This window comes from Streptomyces sp. NPDC057654, from assembly GCF_042800135.1.
GTDB lineage: Bacteria > Actinomycetota > Actinomycetes > Streptomycetales > Streptomycetaceae > Streptomyces.
Genome location: NZ_JBHVHQ010001109.1, coordinates 1 through 2,353, shown reverse-complemented (window position 1 = coordinate 2,353; position 2,353 = coordinate 1). Strand labels below are relative to the sequence as shown.

3 protein-coding genes are annotated in these 2,353 nt (G+C 71.9%); 2 read left to right on the top strand and 1 reads right to left on the bottom strand.

The features are described from left to right. Positions 1 to 61: 61 nt before the first annotated feature. The gene (locus tag ACFU99_RS41015; protein ID WP_384403103.1) at positions 62 to 712 is read right to left on the bottom strand and encodes a transglycosylase family protein; all 651 of its coding nucleotides are present in this window, start codon (positions 710 to 712) and stop codon (positions 62 to 64) included. A gap of 452 nt (positions 713 to 1,164) precedes the next feature. Here ACFU99_RS41015 and ACFU99_RS41010 point away from each other — a divergent pair, with 452 nt between their 5' ends. After that, positions 1,165 to 1,983 carry a hypothetical protein gene (locus ACFU99_RS41010; protein WP_384403101.1) on the top strand — a complete coding sequence of 273 codons (819 nt, stop codon included), beginning with the start codon at positions 1,165 to 1,167 and terminating at the stop codon, positions 1,981 to 1,983. A 143-nt stretch (positions 1,984 to 2,126) separates the two neighbouring features. Next, on the top strand, positions 2,127 to 2,353 hold a 227-nt coding region (locus ACFU99_RS41005; RefSeq protein ID WP_384403098.1), incomplete at its 3' end, for a hypothetical protein.

Below are 2,353 nucleotides of genomic sequence, written 5' to 3'. Positions count from 1 at the left end.
GTGGTACCGACCGGGCGGGCCGTCGAGCGTTCTCGGCGAACAGCGTCAGCGCCGCGTCACATCACAGGACGAGCCGCTGTCCCGGCAGGATCAGGTTCGGGTTCGGGCCGATGACGGCGCGATTGGCCGCGTGGAGCGCGTGCCAGCTGGTGCCGTGGGCGGCGGCGATGCCCCCGAGGGTGTCGCCGGCCATCACGGTGTAATGCCCGCCTCGCGAGCCGAAGCCCTGCCGGTCGGCCCGGTGGTGCGTCGGCGACCGGTGTCCCGTACCCGGCGCCGCCTTGCGGAAGGTCTTCGGCGCGGACCTGGGAGCGGACTTCGGCGCGGACCTCGGGGCGGACTTCGCCGTCAGGTGCCCCGGAGCCTGGCCGTACGCCCCGGCGCGCGCCGAGCACGTGGGCCAGGCGCCCCAGCCCTGTGACGCCTGGACCCTGGAGGCCACGACGATCTGCTGGGCGCGGCTGGCCCGGTCCGCGGTGGAGGCGTACGCCCCGCCGCCGTGCGCCCGCCAGGTCCCGGCGCTGAACTGGAGGCCGCCGAAGTAGCCGTTGCCGGTGTTGATGTGCCAGTTTCCGCCGCTTTCGCAGGCGGCGATACGGTCCCACACTCCGCTGTCCGCCGCCTCGGCCGAGCCGGTGGCGGCGAGCAGTGCCAGCGGGGCGAGCAGTACGGCCCCTGCCAACGCTGCTGTCTCGCGACGACGTCTGGACATGGATTCCCTCTCGACGGACCCGAGGTCCCCCTGCCGGTGCGGGGACCGCCGTATCGGACGCCGGTACTCCGCTCTGGCCTCGGGCGGTGCTCGCTGCACACGGCCGGTGAATGTAGGGAGCCGTTCGCCCGGACGGCAACCGCTTCCCCTCCCGTAGCAGGCCAGTTCCCCGTTACCGCCGGTATCGGCCTTTTTCGGACACCCACTTGATGATGAGATATCAGCATTTACCACTCGCACGAACTGGCGATCTGTGACTCAGCTCACCCCGTCAACTTCGATGCATTGCCCATGAGTTGGCAGGGAGTGAGCGATTCCGCCGCCTCACTCACCGTGTGCGCCGATTGCCGCGATCCCGGCCCGGCCGACGCGTGACCCTCGACACAGATCGTCCGTTGTCTTCTTATGAGCCGGGAACAGCCCGGCGCACGCACCGAGTTCAAGGAGCCCCAGTGCCGCGCATGCTCGACGTCAGCGACGAGGTACGCGCCGAGATCGGCGACCAGGAAGCCGACCGGCTGCTCACCGGCGACAACGCCCCGGGCAGCTACGACTGCACCTCCTGCCGCACCGCCGGCGACACCGAACAGGAGCGCACCAGCACCGTGCTCTTCGTGGGCGAGGAGACGGCCGTGCTCGCCTTCGCCCACGCGAGCTGCATCCCCTCCCAGGTCGTCCCGGTCTCGGAGGAGCAGCTCCAGGGGGCCGTACGGTCCATCAACGGCGAGGCCGGCGCCCCGCCCGTCACCGCGGCCGTACCCACCGTCCCCGCGCCCGCCCAGCAGATCGAGACACTCCCCCGCCAGGCCGTGCTCGGCGTGACCAGCGGCCTCGTCCTGATCAGCGGCGACCTCTACCCGGCGCTCGTGGTGGAGCCCACCGAGCCGATCGTCCGGCCGGGCAGCGACGGCCAGGAGGACGAATTCCTCCACCTCCTGACCGAGCAGGGGTTCGTGCCGGTCGGCCACCTCAAGGAGGCCCCCGCCGACAACCCCGGCTGGTCCGTGCTCGTGGCCATGGGCCGGCTGCACGCCGTCCTCCAGCCCGGCCCCGGCACCACGCCGACCGCCTGGTGGCAGGCGCACCAGCCGCTCCAGGTCACCGACGACTGGCGGTCCACCGTCAACCGGACCAAGAAGGTGCTCGTGTTCGCCGCGCCGGTCGGCACCATCGGCGCGCAGCCCCGCGAGGACCTGCTCGCGGAGGCGCTGGAGCGGGCCGCGGCGGCCGGGCTGCTGGTCGGCGCCGCCATGCCGCTGGCGGGCACGTGATCACCACGCCGCACCGGACACAACCCCCGCCAACGGGACATTCCCCTTCGCACCCGCATCCGAGCGGCAATCGGGTCGTTGGCACCTATGTGCACTCATACGACCCTTCGTCTCGGAACCCGTACCAGCATCAGATCCCCGGCATGCGCCCGTCCCATGACGGTTCGGCGGATCACCACGGCTCGGAAACGCCCATCTTCGACGCGCTGTACTCCGAGTACCGGCGGTCCTTCCGGGCGCTGCCCGGCGACCGTACGGGCGAGGCGGACCTCGCCTTCACGGCCTTCGGCCGCCAGCCGGGCAGCACGCCGTACCCCGGCCACTCCGGACGCCCCGGCTTCTGGGAGCCCGTCGGGCGGGGGCCGATGAG